Below are 14,205 nucleotides of genomic sequence, written 5' to 3' on the forward strand. Positions count from 1 at the left end.
ACCTACTGGCGTGGTTTTAAATGACTTTCCAGCCAGGGAAGCATCTGTTTTTTACGGCTGAGCATACCTTCCACCTTGCAGGGCTGCGGGATGTCAGAAAGCTCAGAACCGGCAAACCACAGACTGGTGTCGCCCAGATTAATATCGGTGAGCATTAGCACAACCAGCGCGGCATTCTTTTCCTGCGCATAGCGCGCCATTTCCTGGCGTAATTCGTCCAGCACGGTATCAACCTGTTGCAACGCATACAGTTCAAGCTGCGCCACACAGACCTGATGCCCATGGATAGTGAAGGTTTTAATGTCTTTCTGCAGGAGTTCGCGGGCGCTCATCCCTTCCACGCTCGTTTTGGCAGATAGCAGGTCGCGCCTGAAGGCATCAAGGTCTACACCGGCCTTTTGAACCAGCGCATCGACTGCCAGACGATCGTCAGCAGTAGTTGTGGGCGAACGAAGTGTGACAGTGTCACTCAACACGGCACCCAGCAGCAAAATGGCCTCCGCAGGAGATATCTGGCTACGCTCATCTTCCGTCATCAGTTGCCATAACAGCGTCGCGCTACTGCCGACAGGCTTCACCCACACTTCTGGCGGCAAACGGGTGACTAATCCCCCGAGTCGGTGGTGATCGATAATCCCCACGACGTTACTGTCAGCCAGCGATTGTGGCCCCTGGGCAGGTTCGGTGAAATCAACCAACCAGACGTCACGATCGGTTAGCTCAAACGTCAGCCGTTCAGGCAGTGCCAGCCCAGCTTGCGCAAAGATAAACTGCGTTTCGCGGTTAGCTTCACCCAGACGCCATGCCGTGGCCTGCTGACCGCGTAAGGTAAGCCAACGCGCCGTCATTGCGGCAGTGCAAATGGCATCGCTATCGGGATTAAGGTGTCCTACTACATGTATCATTAATCAGTGCCTTGTGAAGAGAAAGGGGCAAAAGCAAACAATATTCAAGTATAACGACTGGGTACATTCCCTTCCATGATCCCACCCCCCTGCCTGACTGTACAAAACATGAGCAAAATAAATAAGTTGTAAGTAAAACATGATAAATGTTAATAATATTTTGCTATCAAGTTATCAAAAACGAACAACTTCACTTGTCACCGACACGGCTCTGTTTTTAACATCGCTTATGGAAAAAAATGTTCTGTTCAATCAGCGCATTCGCTTGCGCCACCTGCATACTTTTGTCGCCGTTGCACAACAGGGAACGTTGGGGCGCGCGGCTGAAACCCTTAATCTGAGCCAACCGGCCCTCTCCAAAACACTGAATGAACTGGAGCAACTGACCGGAACCCGGCTCTTTGAACGCGGCCGCCTTGGCGCGCAGTTAACGTTGCCCGGCGAACAGTTTCTTACCCACGCGGTAAGAGTGCTGGATGCGCTCAACACTGCCGGACAGGCGTTAAACCAGCGCGAAGAGTCGCAGACTGACGTCGTACGGATTGGGGCCTTACCCACCGCTGCGTTGGGTATTCTTCCGGCGGTAATCGGTCCGTTCCATAAGCAGCAAATGGAGACGACGCTGCAGGTTGCCACCATGAGTAATCCCATGATTCTGGCTGGTTTAAAATCGGGAGAAATCGATCTTGGTATCGGTCGGATGGCCGATCCGGAATTAATGGTCGGTCTGAATTACGAGCTGTTGTTTCTTGAGTCGCTCAAACTGGTTGTGCGGCCTAACCACCCGTTGTTGCAGGAAACCATCACGCTGAGTCGGGTGATGGAATGGCCCGTTGTGGTGTCACCAAAAGGAACCGCGCCTCGTCAGCACGCGGAGACGCTGCTGCAAAGTCAGGGTTGCAAAATGCCGCCGGGCTGCATCGAAACGCTATCAGCATCGCTCTCCCGCCAACTGACGGTTGACTACGACTATGTGTGGTTTGTGCCGTCAGGCGCTGTCCGGGAAGATTTACGCCAGGCCACGCTGGTATCATTGCCAATTCCCACTCACGGAGCGGGTGAACCCATCGGTATACTTACCCGCGTAGACGTTCAGCTTTCTACTGCCGCGCAAATCCTCATTGGCGCGATACGCAAAACCGTACCGTTTTGATGCCAAAAATTAAGGGACCATCGGGTCCCTTATAGCGTGTTAAAACGTTTCCCAGTTATCACCACTGACCGTTGCTGCCTGCGGTTTTGAATGGCTCGACGTTTTGGTACCTGGAGAGCGCTTTATTGCGCTTGTCCCATTTAAGCGGAATGTGCCGACGGCCTCAGTTAAACGTGCAGCCTGTTCCTCCAGCGATGCCGCTGCGGCCGACGCTTCTTCCACCAGAGAGGCGTTTTGCTGCGTCACCTTATCCATCTCCGAAATCGCCTGGCTCACCTGCACAATGCCTCGGCTCTGCTCATCAGAGGCTGCCGCAATTTCCAGCATGATATCGGTCACGCGTTTTACCGCATCGACAATATCCGTCATGGTATTACCCGCCGCGACCACTTCATCGGACCCTTGGTCAATGAGTCGTACCGATTCGCTAATCAAACCCTCAATCTCTTTTGCCGCCTGAGCGCTTCGGCTCGCCAGTGTGCGTACCTCGCTGGCGACCACGGCAAACCCGCGCCCCTGCTCTCCTGCCCGCGCCGCTTCTACCGCCGCGTTCAACGCCAGAATATTCGTCTGGAAAGCAATGCTGTTTATAACGGCTGTGATTTCAGAGATTTTCTTCGAACTACCGGAGATATTGCCCATAGTTTTCACCACGCCAGAAACCATCTGACCGCCACGACTGGCCTTGCCGGAAGCATCTTCCGCCAGCTTGCTCGCATGGTGCGCGTTGTCAGCGTTTTGCTTCACCGTAGCCGTTAGCTCTTCCATACTGGCCGCCGTTTCTTCAATCGCCGCGGCCTGTTGCTCCGTACGTGAGGACAAATCGGTATTCCCTGCAGAAATCTCACTGGTACCGCGATAAATTTCCTCTGCTCCCTGGCGCACCGTGCCCACGGTTTTCACCAGTGAATGCTGCATAGTTTGCAGATGACGACTCAGGCGACCAATTTCACTGCGCCCGGTCGGTTCCTCCGGCATAGTCAGGTCACCTGCCGAAATTTGCTCGATGCGCAGGGCTGCACGTAACAGAGGACGAATAACGGTGCGGCGCAGAACGATAAACGTCATCACTGTAAGCACCAGCGCGAGGGCAAATGCGCCGAGCATAAACGCCATACCAAGTTGCGTACGTTGGTGCGCCTGCTCGCTGAGGTTATTCGCCCTGGCAGTACGAATTTCAATGGCTTTCAGCAGCACCTTGTTGTAAGCAGAATCCAGCGGTCTGGCCTGTTCATTTTCGTGGTTGATAATCGCTTCAAACATGCCGTTTTTAGCGTATTTCAGCATGGGCTGTAAACCGTCAGTATAGGCTTTAAAGCTGGCGCTTAATTCGGCGTCTAATGCTTCATCAGCAGATGTTTTCACCGTACGCGACATATAAGTATTGAAGCCGTCCTGCGATTGCTTAATCCGTTTTTCTGCTTCGGCGATATTGGCCTTCATGTCCTCCATTTCGGCAATACGGCTCGCCGCGCCGGCATGGATCATGTTGATACGTGCGGTGCGTAAATGGTTAGAGCTGTTAGATAACCCCATCCTGACCTGAATCTCATCGGTCACGTCGCGCTGATCGCGATCGGCCTGCATAAGAAAATAGCTTGCCAGCCCTGAACTTAAGGCGAACAACAGAAGGATGCCACCGAGAATGGAGGAAAACAGCGGAACCAGTCGGATTTGATGCAGAAAGCCCAGTTTATGCTGGGCCTGCATCGATGTTGTGTTGTCCATGACCGTCGACTCTCTTGTAGGGTTTATGCGTGAAAACACGCCCGTTAGATAGTCATCGGCAATCCGTGAAGTTTACTTACCGCAAAAAGCGCCGGATTCGTCACACTTTCACAACATAATTCTAAAAAATTCAGGAAAGTGCCAGCGGATAAATCCGCTGGCCAATGAATCAGTTATCGCCAAAGTGGATAACGGTACGGATGGACTTGCCCTGATGCATTAAATCGAATGCTTCGTTAATCTGCTCCAGCGGTAAGCGATGGGTGATAAACGGATCCAACTGAATTTTTCCGCTCATTGCCTCTTCGACCATTCCCGGGAGTTGAGTACGGCCTTTCACACCGCCAAACGCCGAACCGCGCCAGACTCGCCCGGTAACCAGTTGGAACGGACGCGTTTTAATTTCTTGACCGGCGCCTGCCACGCCGATGATGATGCTCTCGCCCCACCCTTTATGGCAGCATTCCAGCGCCGCACGCATCACGTTAACGTTGCCGATACATTCAAAGCTGAAGTCCACACCGCCATCGGTAAGCTCAACAATCACATCCTGAATCGGTTTATCATAATCATTCGGGTTGATGAAATCAGTTGCGCCCATTTCACCCGCCAGTTTGAATTTCTCCGGATTGGTATCAACGGCCAGAATACGTCCGGCTTTCGCCTGTACCGCGCCCTGAATCACCGCCAGGCCGATGCCGCCAAGACCAAATACGGCCACGGTATCGCCTTCTTTCACTTTCGCGGTGTTATGTACTGCCCCGATCCCGGTAGTGACGCCACAACCCAGCAGACATACTTTGTCCAGCGGAGCCTGCGGGTTAACCTTTGCCAGTGAGATCTCCGCGCAAACGGTATATTCACTGAAGGTACTGGTGCCCATATAGTGATAAATCGGCTCGCCGTTATATGAGAAGCGAGTCGTGCCATCCGGCATCAACCCCTTGCCCTGGGTGGCGCGTACGGCCTGACACAGATTGGTTTTCCCCGATTTACAGAACTTACACTCACCGCATTCTGCCGTGTACAAGGGGATGACATGGTCACCCGCTTTCAGGCTGGTGACGCCTTCGCCCACTTCAACCACAATACCGCCGCCTTCATGCCCAAGCACCGCCGGGAATACCCCTTCCGGATCGTCGCCTGAGAGCGTAAAAGCGTCAGTATGACACACGCCAGTGTGGGTAATTTTAACCAGAACTTCACCTTTCTTTGGCGGTGCGACGTCGATTTCGACAATTTTTAGCGGTTGGCCGGGGCCAAATGCAACTGCTGCACGTGATTTCATTTGTCTCTTCCCATTATTGCGAGGTGATGGTGTTATTTTAGATAAGCTCGAAGAAGATGGCCGATTTCAGCCATACGTACGGCTCGCTGGTCTGGCGTTGTCTCGCCGCTGACCAGTTCGTCTTTCAGGTGGATCTCAACCATTTCGCCCATCAGGCCATTGGATGCGCCGCGCACAGCGGCAATTTGTTGCAGGATCGCAAGGCACGGTTCGCCGGACTCCAGCGCCCGCTCAAGCGCGTCAACCTGACCGCGAATACGGCGAACACGGGTGAGGATACGTTTTTTATCTTCAGGTGAATGCGGCATACGCCCTCCAAATACTATAGGGGGGTATACTATCAGGGTTTTTAAATAATTGTAAAATTGAAGGGGTATTTATTCTCCGTCACTTAATCCATACAGATTTGCTGATGGTGTATTAATGACGCTGGCGTATTTGACGGAACGTGAGAAACGTTACCGTCACCGCACTAAGAAGTAATATAACGCTGAGTCCAAAGGAACTTTGCCATCCCAGACGGTCAAACATTAGCCCCCCAGCCGTTGAACCAAGCGCAATCGAAAGCTGGATAACGGCGACCATCAGACCACCGCCCGCCTCAGCATCCTCGGGCAGCGTCCGCGCCAGCCATGTCCACCACCCCGTCGGCGCAGCAGTAGCCAGCATTCCCCACAGGCTTAATAGTACAGTAACAGCCCAGGTGCTATGCCTAACCAAAAGTAACGTTCCGGCAATGATGGCCATCAGTAATGGAATCGCCATGAGCGTCTGATAAAATCGGGTGTTCAGGAATGTCGTCACTATCAGCGTACCAGCCAAACCCGCAATGCCGATTGCGAGTAAAATCAAAGATAGACCAGAAGCACTCACCCTGGTCACCGTCTCCAGAAACGGACGCACATAGGTAAATAACGCAAACTGGCCCATAAAGAAGAGTCCACAGGCCAGCAGACCGGTTGAGACGATGGAGACCCGGAACAGACGAAGTACAGACCCACGCGGCTTGTGCACCGTATCCTTTTTCATTTCGGGCAAACTGATGCTTTGCCAGATGAATGCGATTATCGCAAGAGGCACAAGGCATAAAAAAGCTCCACGCCAGCCGACCGTTGCCCCCAGGTAACTGCCCAACGGGGCTGCCACGACGGTTGCCAGAGCATTCCCGCCATTGAAAATAGCCAGCGCCCGAGGAACCTGGTGCTGCGGTACCAACCGTATTGCCGTTGCTGCCGACAATGACCAAAAGCCGCCAATGACAATACCAATTGTGGCTCTTCCCAACATATAAAGCGGATAACCCGGAGCCAATGCGATAATGATTCCCGACACAGCCATTAAAATGGTCAACCCCAGCAGAAGATATTTACGATTCAGATCCCCGGCAACATTGGAAATGGTCAGACTGGTTAGCACTGCCAGCACGCCGGAAATCGCTATTCCCTGACCTGCCAGCCCCTCCGAAACGTGCAAATCTCTGGCAATCGGCGTCAATAAACTAACCGGCATAAATTCTGAGGCAATAAGAATAAAGACGCAAAGCGTCATGGCAAATACGCCGCCCCAGTGTGCGTGAGTTTTATTACACGAGGTATTATGGCTCAGTGTAGACATTATTATTTTCTCTGTATTATGCCTGGGCAAAACAAGGGCAAAGCCACCTGCCAAACAGGTAGCTTTGTTAAATTTTCCGGCCAGGAATTTATCTTAAGGAGGTTTTGAAAAACTGCTCAAATTTGCTGAATGGTATTTTACCGGCCACATTGTCATATAAATCAACATGGTTAGCCCCCGGCACGACCACCAGCTCTTTATCTTTACTACCAACGGCCTTAAAGGCGTCTTCGGCAAAATAACGTGAGTGCGCTTTTTCACCCGTTACGATCAGCACAGGAACAGTAATTTCATTGGCGTAGCTTAGCAGCGGCATATTCATAAACGACAGGGGCATTGTTGCGTTCCATGCGCCTGTTGAATTGACAGAACGCACATGGAAACCACGTGGCATCCGGTAATAATCGTAAAACTCTTTCAGTACCGGATGCGGATTCGCAGGTAAGGTTTCCGGCAGAATACGATCCCCTGCGCTGACATTGCCATTTTCGTCAACATTAATGTCATGTCCACCCGGGGCAAAAGTGCCCTGTTCCGCATCTTTCCAGCGCTGCGCATTCAGATACTGCAATACCGCGCGGCGGTCTGCGGTGGTATACCGGTCTTTGCCATCACCGACGCCATGGCCCATTGCGCGACTCATGTCATACATTACGCTGGTCGCAACGGCCTTAACTCGTGTATCCATCGCTGCGTCATTTAACGCCATCCCGCCCCAACCGCAGATACCAAGTAGGCCGATGCGATTGCGATCCACTTCTTTTTGTAGGCCAAGGAAATCAACCGCCGCGCTGAAATCCTCAGTGTTGATATCAGGAGAGGCAACATTACGTGGAATACCGCCGCTTTCGCCGGTGTATGAAGGATCGAAGGCCAGCGTCACAAACCCCTGTTCAGCCAGCGTCTGCGCGTACAGTCCGCTGGACTGCTCTTTGACAGCACCAAAAGGACCGCTAACCGCAATTGCCGCCAGTTTGCGCTCGCCTCGATCTTTTGGAATATAGAGATCCCCAACTAACGTGATCCCATAGCGGTTCTGAAAAGTTACCTTGCGATGATTGACTTTCGTACTCTCGGCGAAGGTTTTATCCCATTTTTCGACCATCGAAACGGGCGCGTTTGGGTTGGTTGTATCGGCATAACTCATCGTTGTGACTCCATTTAATGATGCGCAAAGCAGCATGGCAGGTATGGTGGTCGACAGTTTTCTGGTGAAAGCTTTCATCACTTGTTCCCCTAAAAATATGTTGTGGGTACAGGTCTCATACGGACAACACTGCTGTGCCTGGTTGCAATGCGCTCATTATAGGTAGCAGTATTCGTTCTGATTAGAGGGTGTAAAGTGCTAAAATTAATATCATATTGTTATAAATAACGGCATATCAGGCGGGGACTGAAGAATGGCAAAACGGGAAAACTATAACGATCTCTACCTGTTCATGCAGGTAGTGCGGGAAGGCAGTTTTACCGCGGCCGCACAACGACTTGAGTTGGCACAATCAGGCGTCAGCCGTTCAGTGCGTGAGCTGGAGCAGCGTCTGGGGGTTCAGTTGCTCGCCCGAACCACGCGTAAATTGTCGTTGACGCATGCCGGCGAACAACTCTACCGGAGTGTAGAATCGGGGTTCGATGCTCTGAATTCAGGACTGTCCACTCTGGCGTACTATCGTAATACTCCCTCAGGTACGGTACGTATCAATGCCAGCCAGCACGCCATTGATAAAGTCCTCCTACCGAAACTGGCGGTATTTAAACAGCGCTACTCCGATATTCGACTTGAACTTATTAGCGAAAGTCGGTTTGTCGATATTATTGCTGAACGATTTGATGCGGGCGTCCGCCTGGGACCAGAAGTAGGTAGCGGCATGGTCGCGGTGCGCATTTCACCCGATATGGAGATGGCGGTAGTTGGCACGCCGGAGCATTTTCGTCGCTACGGCTTTCCCCAAACACCAGCAGATTTAGTGATCCACCCCTGCATCGCCTACCAGTTTGGTGATGGAAGCCTGTATGCCTGGGAGCTCAACGATGATGGTAAAAAAATCACCCACCGGCCACAGGGACAGTGGGCCTTTGCTGACAGTTACATGGAAGCAAAAGCGGCCAGACTGGGCCTGGGGCTGGGTTATGTCCCTGAAGAGTTGATTGCCGATGATTTAGAACGAGGCACGCTTATCCGGGTTCTACAACGTTACAGTCAGCGTCTGGAAGGTTCATTTCTGTATTACCCGCACCGTAACGTGTCACCTGCTCTGCGAGCCGTCATCGATACATTAAAAATTTGAATCAACAGGTATTAAGACTCACCTCACGCGCAATAAATCAGTAAAACGTGTCGTATAGCGAGGTGAGAGCATTTCTCTTTTCATTTGCCACGGCTGTTCAATCCCCTGTCCGGCAAACCAGATTGTCCCGCGCCCCTTTTTATTCAGCCGATCAATCACCCTCATCAGTTCCGCGCTGCCGTGCCGGGGAGCGTTGCCATCAAACAGATTCAGTTGCGCCACGCCAGAACTGAAAAAATCGCCCAACATCACACCCGCTTTTTGATAATGTTGCCCCTCTCGCCAGATAGCGTCCAGGCTGCGCGTTGCCGCACTCATAATTTCCCGGGTGTCCTGGGTCGGGATCAGCAGTTTTACCGACGCGCTGTTAGCGTAATAAGGTTCCTTCAGGGCAAATGGGCTGGTTTTGATAAACACAGAGATAAACCGACAGAACTGATGCTCACCGCGCAGTTTTTCCGCCGCACGTGAGGCATAGGTGCAAATTGCTTCACGCATCGCGTTGTAGTCCGTGAGTTTTTCACCAAACGATCGTGAACAGACGATCTCCTGTTTAACCGGCGCAAACTCTTCCAGCGCCAGGCACGACTCACCGCACAATTCCCGTACGGTTCGTTCAAGAACAACGTTGAAGTGTTTGCGAATAAAGCGAATGTCGGTATCAGCCAGGTCACGGACGGTTTTAATTCCCATCGCGTCCAGTTTTTTACTGATACGGCGGCCCACGCCCCACACTTCATCAACCGGAAGCGCAGCCATCAGCTTACGCTGGTGCTCAATATTTGATAAATCCACCACTCCGCGAGTCTGCTGCGGCCACTTTTTGGCGGCGTGATTCGCGAGCTTTGCCAGCGTTTTGGTCTGGGCAATGCCAACGCCAACCTGAAGGCGTGTTTTCTGTAGAATTGTGGCCCTGATTTCGAGACCAAAATCCGTCAGATCCCTACAGTTTCTCACTCCCGTCAAATCGCAGAAGGCCTCATCAATACTGTACCTCTCCACATGTGGAGAGAGGTCTTCCAGGATAGACATGACCCTGCCGCTCATATCCGCATACAGTTCATAGTTGGAACTAAAACACACCACGCCGTAGCGCCTGAACAGATCTTTCTGCTTGAAGTACGGAGCCCCCATTGCCACGCCAAGCGCCCGAGCCTTCGCGCTACAGGCGATAACACAACCGTCGTTATTGGAAAGAACGACAACCGGTTTGTCTTTCAGATCGGGCCGGAATGCCATCTCACAGCTGGCGTAAAACGAATTAACATCCACCAGGGCAAACATAATTATCCAGCCGCCTTAACGATAAACGTCACCACGCCAAAGATATCCAGCGAATCCTCGCTGCTGATTATGATGGGCGCGTAGGCTCTGTTCTCTGGTTTGAGCATCACAATCGGATGCAATTGCAGACGTTTAACGGTGAACTCTCCTTCAATGGCGGCAATCACAATGTCTCCATGGGCCGGGTTTCTGGCGCTGTCGACAATCAGCAAATCCCCCTCACCAATCCCCGCCCCGACCATAGAATCACCCGATGATTTAACAAAATAGGTTGCGCTGGGATGCTGTATCAGCAGGTCATTGAGATCGATACCTTTCTCAACGTAATCCTGCGCCGGAGAAGGAAAACCACAGGGAACAAGGTCGCTGAATAGGGGAAAATTTTTCGTTTGACGACGTTTTGCAGGCTGTAAAAACAACATAATAATCGGCCTCTCACTAAACTGTATTTATATACAGTAGTTTTAATGAGGACGGCGATCAAGTGACGAGAGTAGCGAACTGGGTGTTGTTTAACCATCTCGTCGGTAAGCTTTTATCACGTCTGGAAAAATAATTTCTGTTTTATTCCGCAGAAGAAGACGTTCATTTAGCCAGAAAGATAAGGACAAAACAAAGGTGAAAGCGGTAAAAAAGCCCCGCACTTTCGGGGCCTTACGTCAGGAACGCTTACGCGGCATCATGCGCAGCAGCGTATTATCCTTCCAGAAGTAGTGATGCATCAGGGCGGCAGCGGCATGCAGACCGATAACAAAATAGCCCAGATTTGCCAGCGTCACGTGCCAGGACTTCAGCATCTCCACGAGATCAAGGTTGGCTTTTGCCGCATATGGCATGACGATGCCAAATGCCATCCACGGATTGCCCCGGTTGTACATCATCACCAGACCAATAATCGGCAACGCAATAAACAACAGATAGATAACCAAATGCCCCAGATGCGCCATTCCGGTCATCATCGGTTTCGGTTTTGGCACAATCGGCGGCGCCGGATATTTCAGCCTGACCAACAGACGCGCCACCATCAGCGTTAAAATCGTGATGCCACAGGATACGTGCACCATGTTGAACAAGGGACGATAGCTACGCGGGAAAAATCCGCGAAACTCCATGGCGCTGTAGGCCACAATGACCAACAAAAAAACCAGCCAGTGAATACCGATTTGCAGGCCAGAATACTTATTCCCCATAATACTTCCTGAATAGAAACAATAATGCGTCAACATAACGGGCTTTTGTTAAAAATTCATTAAGTTTTGTTCATCCATTATCAGTCAGTTACGTTTAAGCGCAAAAACAGCTATTGCCCCGGATGCCTGACTGGACTATGCCTGGTAGGGAAAATATGTCGTACCGCCTCATCCTGACAGGAGAAAACCATGAGTAAAATTGGCATTAACGGTTTTGGTCGTATCGGTCGTCTGGTATTGCGTCGACTACTGGAGGTCAAAAGCAGCGTGGAGGTCGTCGCCATTAATGACCTGACCTCGCCCAAAATTCTCGCCTATCTGTTAAAACACGACTCAAATTACGGTCCATTTCCCTGGAGTATCGACTTTACCGAAGACGCGCTGATTGTCGACGGTAAAAAAATCGCTGTTTATGCAGAAAAAGAGGCCAAAAATATCCCGTGGAAAGCCACTGGCGCAGAGATCATCATCGAATGCACCGGTTTTTATACCTCAACAGAAAAAGCCAACGCGCACCTGGACGCAGGCGCCAAAAAAGTCCTGATATCTGCCCCTGCCGGGGATATGAAAACCATTGTTTTTAACGTGAACGACGACACGCTGGATGCGAACGATCGAATTATCTCTGTCGCATCGTGCACCACTAACTGCCTGGCGCCGATGGCGAAAGCCCTGCATGACAGCTTCGGTATTCAACTGGGCACCATGACGACCATCCATGCCTACACGGGGACGCAATCGCTGGTAGATGGCCCTCGCGGAAAGGATCTGCGCGCCTCGCGGGCGGCGGCAGAGAACATCATTCCCCATACCACCGGCGCGGCGAAAGCTATTGGCCTGGTGATACCGGCATTGAGCGGAAAATTAAAAGGCCACGCCCAGCGCGTGCCTGTGAAAACCGGATCCGTCACGGAACTGGTGTCGGTATTGGGTAAAAAGGTCACCGCTGAAGAGGTTAATAACGCGCTGAAAAAAGCCACGCTGAATAATGAGTCATTTGGCTATACCGACGAGGAGATTGTCTCATCAGATGTGATTGGCTCACATTTCGGTTCGGTATTTGATGCGACACAAACTGAAATTACCGAAGTGGGCGATCTGCAACTGGTAAAAACCGTCGCCTGGTACGATAACGAGTACGGTTTTGTGACCCAACTTATTCGTACGCTGGATAAATTTATCAAGCTCTGACGTTGTGGCGGAGGTCGAATGAACGGGATAGCCGCCAAAGTGTAAGAATTACGCCGGGTGACGTACCAACTCACCCGGCTAAAAGCTTAGGACTGCAGATAAACCACCTGCGTTTGCAGATATTCGTTCAGACCGTGTTTACCGTCTGCCCCGCCAATCCCGGACTTGCGCCACCCTGCGTGGAAGCCCTGCATTGCCTCGAAGTTTTCACGGTTAATGTACGTTTCACCAAACTTCAGTCCCTTAATCGCCTTCATCGCCGTGTTCAGATTTTGCGTGTAAATCGATGAGGTCAATCCGTAGTCGCTGTCGTTGGCCATCGTCAGCGCCTCTTCCAGCGTGTTAAACGCCACCACTGGCAGCACCGGACCAAAGGTCTCCTCGTGCATAATCGCCATCTCCTGGCGCACATCCAACAGTAATGTCGGTGGATAGTAATAGCCTTTGCCTTCTACCGCCTTACCGCCAAGCACCACTCTGGCCCCCTCCTGTACCGCTCGCGCCACTTTCTGCTCCACTCGTTCCAGTGCCGCGGCGTTAATCAACGGTCCCATTGCGATGTCATGGCGCTCCGCCGGATTGCCGAACTGTACGGCTTTCATCGCTTCACCCAGGCGATTAACGAACTGGTCATAAATACCTTTCTGGACGTACACACGTTCGGCACAGTTGCATACCTGCCCGGTATTGATGACCCGTGAGTCAACAATTGCCTTCACAGCCAGTTCAAGGTCAGCATCATCCATCACGATAGCTGGGGCTTTGCCCCCCAGTTCCAAGCAGACTTTAGTGATGTTTTTGGCCGCTGCAGCCATGATTTTCTCGCCCGCGCCAACGCTACCGGTCATGCTGACCATTGCCACTTTCGGGTTTCCGGCCAGCTCCTGGCCGACCGTTTCACCGCGTCCAAGGACCAGATTAAATACCCCGCGCGGTAAGCCGATATCATCAACAATTTTGGCAAAGGCGATGGCGTTGTTTGGCGTAAACTCACTCGGTTTAATGACAATGGTATTGCCCGTCAGCAGCGCGGGGGCCAGTTTGCGAGCAATCAGGAAGAACGGAAAATTCCACGGCAGAATGCCCGTTGTCACGCCCAGGGCGCGCTTAAACAACAGGATATTCTCGCCCGGACGATCGCTTTGCAGGATCTCGCCTTCATAACGGCGCGCCCACTCGGCCATGTAATCGATATAATCGGCGGTAAATGCGACTTCAATCTCGGCCAGTTGCTGTATTTTCCCGCCTTCAGCCACTATCAATGCACTGATTTCGCTGGCGCGTTGACGGATACCCGCAGATATTTTGCGTAGCCAGTTCGCCCGCTCAATGGCCGGTAGAGCTTCCCATTCAGGCTGAGCGCGCTGGGCCGCGTCTATCGCTTTACGCGCATCTTCGGCACGTCCATCCGGAATACGTGAGATAACCTCTTCCGTGGCCGGATTGACGACATCAATCCAGGCGTCATCGTGCCAGGTCACAAACTGCCCATCGATATACATAGGATGTTGTACGGGTACTGACATGCGCTTCTCCTGTGATTGATTTGTTTTTAACAAGTAAAACT

The 14,205-nt window shown here is 51.8% G+C and carries 13 protein-coding genes; 3 read left to right on the forward strand and 10 right to left on the reverse strand.

The genetic code is table 11. From position 1 onward, the window contains the following. Nucleotides 1–2: 2 nt before the first annotated feature. A complete protein-coding gene (locus tag ACVXHP_RS04930) occupies nucleotides 3–905 on the reverse strand; it encodes a manganese-dependent inorganic pyrophosphatase (protein ID WP_447570984.1) in 903 nt (300 codons plus the stop codon). A 229-nt stretch (nucleotides 906–1,134) separates the two neighbouring features. Here ACVXHP_RS04930 and pcaQ point away from each other — a divergent pair, with 229 nt between their 5' ends. Further along, entirely contained in the window at nucleotides 1,135–2,058 is a 924-nt protein-coding gene (gene pcaQ, locus ACVXHP_RS04935) for a pca operon transcription factor PcaQ (RefSeq protein ID WP_200006367.1), read from the forward strand. 39 nt (nucleotides 2,059–2,097) lie between these two features. Here pcaQ and ACVXHP_RS04940 read toward each other — a convergent pair whose 3' ends face one another. The 5 genes from ACVXHP_RS04940 to ACVXHP_RS04960 all read right to left on the reverse strand — a co-directional run bounded on the left by ACVXHP_RS04940 (nucleotide 2,098) and on the right by ACVXHP_RS04960 (nucleotide 7,913). Then, nucleotides 2,098–3,786, reverse strand: coding sequence for a methyl-accepting chemotaxis protein (locus tag ACVXHP_RS04940; protein ID WP_447570985.1), 1,689 nt, complete (start codon nucleotides 3,784–3,786; stop codon nucleotides 2,098–2,100). A 169-nt stretch (nucleotides 3,787–3,955) separates the two neighbouring features. Beyond that, on the reverse strand, nucleotides 3,956–5,074 hold the full coding sequence (locus tag ACVXHP_RS04945; RefSeq protein WP_038640779.1) for an S-(hydroxymethyl)glutathione dehydrogenase/class III alcohol dehydrogenase: 1,119 nt from the start codon (nucleotides 5,072–5,074) through the stop codon (nucleotides 3,956–3,958). Between the two features lie 32 nt (nucleotides 5,075–5,106). Further along, on the reverse strand, nucleotides 5,107–5,382 hold the full coding sequence (locus ACVXHP_RS04950) for a metal/formaldehyde-sensitive transcriptional repressor (protein ID WP_003833178.1): 276 nt from the start codon (nucleotides 5,380–5,382) through the stop codon (nucleotides 5,107–5,109). 112 nt (nucleotides 5,383–5,494) lie between these two features. Continuing rightward, nucleotides 5,495–6,688 (reverse strand): MFS transporter, encoded by a 1,194-nt coding sequence (locus tag ACVXHP_RS04955; RefSeq protein ID WP_447570986.1) that lies wholly within the window; start codon nucleotides 6,686–6,688, stop codon nucleotides 5,495–5,497. Between the two features lie 88 nt (nucleotides 6,689–6,776). Continuing rightward, a complete protein-coding gene (locus ACVXHP_RS04960; protein WP_447570987.1) occupies nucleotides 6,777–7,913 on the reverse strand; it encodes an alpha/beta hydrolase in 1,137 nt (378 codons plus the stop codon). Nucleotides 7,914–8,088: 175 nt separating this feature from the next. Between ACVXHP_RS04960 and ACVXHP_RS04965 the strand changes: the two genes are divergently transcribed. Then, nucleotides 8,089–8,973, forward strand: a complete 885-nt coding sequence (locus ACVXHP_RS04965; protein WP_447570988.1) for a LysR family transcriptional regulator — start codon at nucleotides 8,089–8,091, stop codon at nucleotides 8,971–8,973. 18 nt (nucleotides 8,974–8,991) lie between these two features. On the opposite strand, the gene ACVXHP_RS04970 is transcribed toward ACVXHP_RS04965, so the two are convergent. The 3 genes from ACVXHP_RS04970 to cybB all read right to left on the reverse strand — a co-directional run bounded on the left by ACVXHP_RS04970 (nucleotide 8,992) and on the right by cybB (nucleotide 11,447). Continuing rightward, a complete protein-coding gene (locus ACVXHP_RS04970; protein ID WP_447570989.1) occupies nucleotides 8,992–10,257 on the reverse strand; it encodes a Y-family DNA polymerase in 1,266 nt (421 codons plus the stop codon). Nucleotides 10,258–10,259: 2 nt separating this feature from the next. Beyond that, nucleotides 10,260–10,679, reverse strand: a complete 420-nt coding sequence (locus ACVXHP_RS04975; protein ID WP_447570990.1) for a translesion error-prone DNA polymerase V autoproteolytic subunit — start codon at nucleotides 10,677–10,679, stop codon at nucleotides 10,260–10,262. Nucleotides 10,680–10,916: 237 nt separating this feature from the next. Continuing rightward, nucleotides 10,917–11,447: a cytochrome b561 gene (gene cybB / locus ACVXHP_RS04980; protein WP_200006356.1), complete on the reverse strand. Its 531-nt coding sequence runs from the start codon at nucleotides 11,445–11,447 to the stop codon at nucleotides 10,917–10,919. A 189-nt stretch (nucleotides 11,448–11,636) separates the two neighbouring features. Between cybB and gap the strand changes: the two genes are divergently transcribed. Further along, the gene (gap, locus tag ACVXHP_RS04985; protein ID WP_316130248.1) at nucleotides 11,637–12,638 is read left to right on the forward strand and encodes a type I glyceraldehyde-3-phosphate dehydrogenase; all 1,002 of its coding nucleotides are present in this window, start codon (nucleotides 11,637–11,639) and stop codon (nucleotides 12,636–12,638) included. Between the two features lie 86 nt (nucleotides 12,639–12,724). On the opposite strand, the gene aldA is transcribed toward gap, so the two are convergent. Beyond that, nucleotides 12,725–14,164: an aldehyde dehydrogenase gene (aldA, locus tag ACVXHP_RS04990; protein WP_316130247.1), complete on the reverse strand. Its 1,440-nt coding sequence runs from the start codon at nucleotides 14,162–14,164 to the stop codon at nucleotides 12,725–12,727. Nucleotides 14,165–14,205: the final 41 nt, after the last annotated feature.

Source organism: Citrobacter freundii complex sp. 2025EL-00176 (genome assembly GCF_053309355.1).

What these genes read in the sequence shown, in the direction of transcription:
- ACVXHP_RS04930 (WP_447570984.1), bottom strand. Translation starts at nt 905, where the DNA reads ATGATACATGTAGTAGGACACCTTAATCCCGATAGCGATGCCATTTGC.
- pcaQ (WP_200006367.1), top strand. Translation starts at nt 1,135, where the DNA reads ATGGAAAAAAATGTTCTGTTCAATCAGCGCATTCGCTTGCGCCACCTG.
- ACVXHP_RS04940 (WP_447570985.1), bottom strand. Translation starts at nt 3,786, where the DNA reads ATGGACAACACAACATCGATGCAGGCCCAGCATAAACTGGGCTTTCTG.
- ACVXHP_RS04945 (WP_038640779.1), bottom strand. Translation starts at nt 5,074, where the DNA reads ATGAAATCACGTGCAGCAGTTGCATTTGGCCCCGGCCAACCGCTAAAA.
- ACVXHP_RS04950 (WP_003833178.1), bottom strand. Translation starts at nt 5,382, where the DNA reads ATGCCGCATTCACCTGAAGATAAAAAACGTATCCTCACCCGTGTTCGC.
- ACVXHP_RS04955 (WP_447570986.1), bottom strand. Translation starts at nt 6,688, where the DNA reads ATGTCTACACTGAGCCATAATACCTCGTGTAATAAAACTCACGCACAC.
- ACVXHP_RS04960 (WP_447570987.1), bottom strand. Translation starts at nt 7,913, where the DNA reads ATGAAAGCTTTCACCAGAAAACTGTCGACCACCATACCTGCCATGCTG.
- ACVXHP_RS04965 (WP_447570988.1), top strand. Translation starts at nt 8,089, where the DNA reads ATGGCAAAACGGGAAAACTATAACGATCTCTACCTGTTCATGCAGGTA.
- ACVXHP_RS04970 (WP_447570989.1), bottom strand. Translation starts at nt 10,257, where the DNA reads ATGTTTGCCCTGGTGGATGTTAATTCGTTTTACGCCAGCTGTGAGATG.
- ACVXHP_RS04975 (WP_447570990.1), bottom strand. Translation starts at nt 10,679, where the DNA reads ATGTTGTTTTTACAGCCTGCAAAACGTCGTCAAACGAAAAATTTTCCC.
- cybB (WP_200006356.1), bottom strand. Translation starts at nt 11,447, where the DNA reads ATGGGGAATAAGTATTCTGGCCTGCAAATCGGTATTCACTGGCTGGTT.
- gap (WP_316130248.1), top strand. Translation starts at nt 11,637, where the DNA reads ATGAGTAAAATTGGCATTAACGGTTTTGGTCGTATCGGTCGTCTGGTA.
- aldA (WP_316130247.1), bottom strand. Translation starts at nt 14,164, where the DNA reads ATGTCAGTACCCGTACAACATCCTATGTATATCGATGGGCAGTTTGTG.